Genomic DNA, 1,830 nt, shown 5'->3' on the forward strand with positions numbered 1-1,830 from the left:
GAAATCGTATTGATGTTTTAGTAGGTTCAGATGGTAGCGCGAGTAACTGGGGGCGCAAATCTGTAAAAGTAAAAGTTATAGAATAGTGTATATGTATTAATATGAAAGGCGGTTGCTTGAAAGTGTGTAAGCAACCGCCTTTTATGGATCATTGAAAAGGATAAATTGTTTTACCTGTAATGATTTTATATGCACTGCAAAATTGATTTTGTATGTACTCTGTATTTTTATTTTCAGGATGTAATGTAGTTTCTTGGAGAGTAGAATGAAAAGAACGTAGCAAACAATTTAAAGCGAAGTATAATTCTTCTTGTGAACAATTTTGTTCCTTTGTAGCAGTAGCTAAAATGAGGTCTTTTGTTAAAGATGAAAAATTGATGGCAGATTGTTCCATAGTCAACGCATCCCCTCAAAGGTATTTTTACTCATGTATATGCGGAATTGGACAAACTATGCTCTTTTTTATTTATAATTTCATGTACCGAAATGAAAGAACTTGCAATCATGCCGTTAAAATTGGTAAGATTGGATATAATCAATAGATGGAGTACATTACATAAAGAGAGTTGAATGATATGGGAGAAGTGCAACGTGAAAAAGTTGCTGTCATCATTGGACCAACTGCTGTTGGGAAGACGAAGTTAAGTATTGATCTTGCCAAAGCGTTGAATGGTGAAATTATAAGTGGAGATTCCATGCAGATTTATCGTACGATGGATATTGGAACCGCAAAGGTGACAAAAGAAGAGATGGACGGAATTCCACATTATATGATCGATATAAAAAATCCGGAAGAATCATTTTCTGTTGCTGAATTTCAAGAACGTGTTCGTAAGCATATTCGAGAGATTACAGAACGTGGTAAATTGCCAATTATCGTTGGTGGAACGGGTTTGTATATACAATCCGTTTTATTCGATTATCAGTTTACGGATGATGCTGGTGATACTACATACCGAGAACAGATGGAAAAGTTAGCAGTAGAACGTGGCGTGGAATATGTACATAAAAAATTACAAGAAATAGACCCAGAAAGCGCTGAGCGTATTCATGCAAATAATGTCCGCCGTGTCATTAGAGCTTTAGAAATTTTTCACACGACGGGTGAAAAAATGAGTGATCAGCTTGAAAAACAAGAAAATGAGTTATTATACGATGTTTCCTTGATTGGCTTGACAATGGATCGAGAAATGCTATACGATCGCATTAACTTACGAGTTGATATAATGATGGAACAAGGTTTATTAGAAGAAGTAGAAGGATTGTATAATAGAGGGATACGAGAGTGTCAATCTATTCAAGCGATTGGGTATAAAGAGTTATACGATTATTTTGAGAATCGTGTCTCTTTAGAAGAAGCGGTATCACAATTAAAGACAAATTCACGTCGTTATGCAAAACGTCAATTAACGTGGTTCCGTAATAAGATGGATGTCACATGGTTTGATGTTACAGACGGTGAAAAAACGTCAGAAATTTTACGATACATAGAAGGAAAGCTACAACTAAAGTCGAATAATAGTAAGTAGAGAAAAAGAGGAGGATTCGACATGAAGCAATCAATCAATATTCAAGATCAATTTTTAAATCAACTCCGTAAAGAGAATACGTTTGTTACGCTGTACTTATTAAATGGTTTCCAGCTTCGTGGATTAATTAAAGGATTTGATAATTTTACAGTCCTACTGGAAACAGAAGGTAAGCAACAGCTTATTTATAAACATGCAATTTCTACATTCGTACCACAAAAAAATGTTTCAATTGAATTAGAGTAGTAATGAATTATTGTACATAACAAAAAAAGAGCGAGTTTGAAGTGACCCCTAAAAG

General features: G+C 34.6%; 3 protein-coding genes. 2 read left to right on the forward strand and 1 reads right to left on the reverse strand.

All coding sequences use genetic code 11. From position 1 onward, the window contains the following. Positions 1-148 precede the first annotated feature (148 nt). The gene (locus COL05_RS30740) at positions 149-394 is read right to left on the reverse strand and encodes a hypothetical protein (protein ID WP_098671345.1); all 246 of its coding nucleotides are present in this window, start codon (positions 392-394) and stop codon (positions 149-151) included. A 181-nt stretch (positions 395-575) separates the two neighbouring features. Between COL05_RS30740 and miaA the strand changes: the two genes are divergently transcribed. Together miaA and hfq are read left to right on the forward strand one after the other, a co-directional pair. Beyond that, a complete protein-coding gene (miaA, locus tag COL05_RS30745; protein ID WP_098671346.1) occupies positions 576-1,529 on the forward strand; it encodes a tRNA (adenosine(37)-N6)-dimethylallyltransferase MiaA in 954 nt (317 codons plus the stop codon). Between the two features lie 21 nt (positions 1,530-1,550). After that, positions 1,551-1,775 carry an RNA chaperone Hfq gene (gene hfq / locus COL05_RS30750; RefSeq protein WP_000813896.1) on the forward strand — a complete coding sequence of 75 codons (225 nt, stop codon included), beginning with the start codon at positions 1,551-1,553 and terminating at the stop codon, positions 1,773-1,775. The last annotated feature ends 55 nt before the right edge of the window (positions 1,776-1,830 follow it).

The organism is Bacillus sp. AFS059628 (assembly GCF_002571225.1).
In the GTDB taxonomy this organism is placed as follows: domain Bacteria; phylum Bacillota; class Bacilli; order Bacillales; family Bacillaceae_G; genus Bacillus_A.

Excerpts from the sequence above, each read along its gene's own strand:
- COL05_RS30740 (WP_098671345.1), bottom strand. The coding sequence starts at position 394 with ATGGAACAATCTGCCATCAATTTTTCATCTTTAACAAAAGACCTCATT.
- miaA (WP_098671346.1), top strand. The coding sequence starts at position 576 with ATGGGAGAAGTGCAACGTGAAAAAGTTGCTGTCATCATTGGACCAACT.
- hfq (WP_000813896.1), top strand. The coding sequence starts at position 1,551 with ATGAAGCAATCAATCAATATTCAAGATCAATTTTTAAATCAACTCCGT.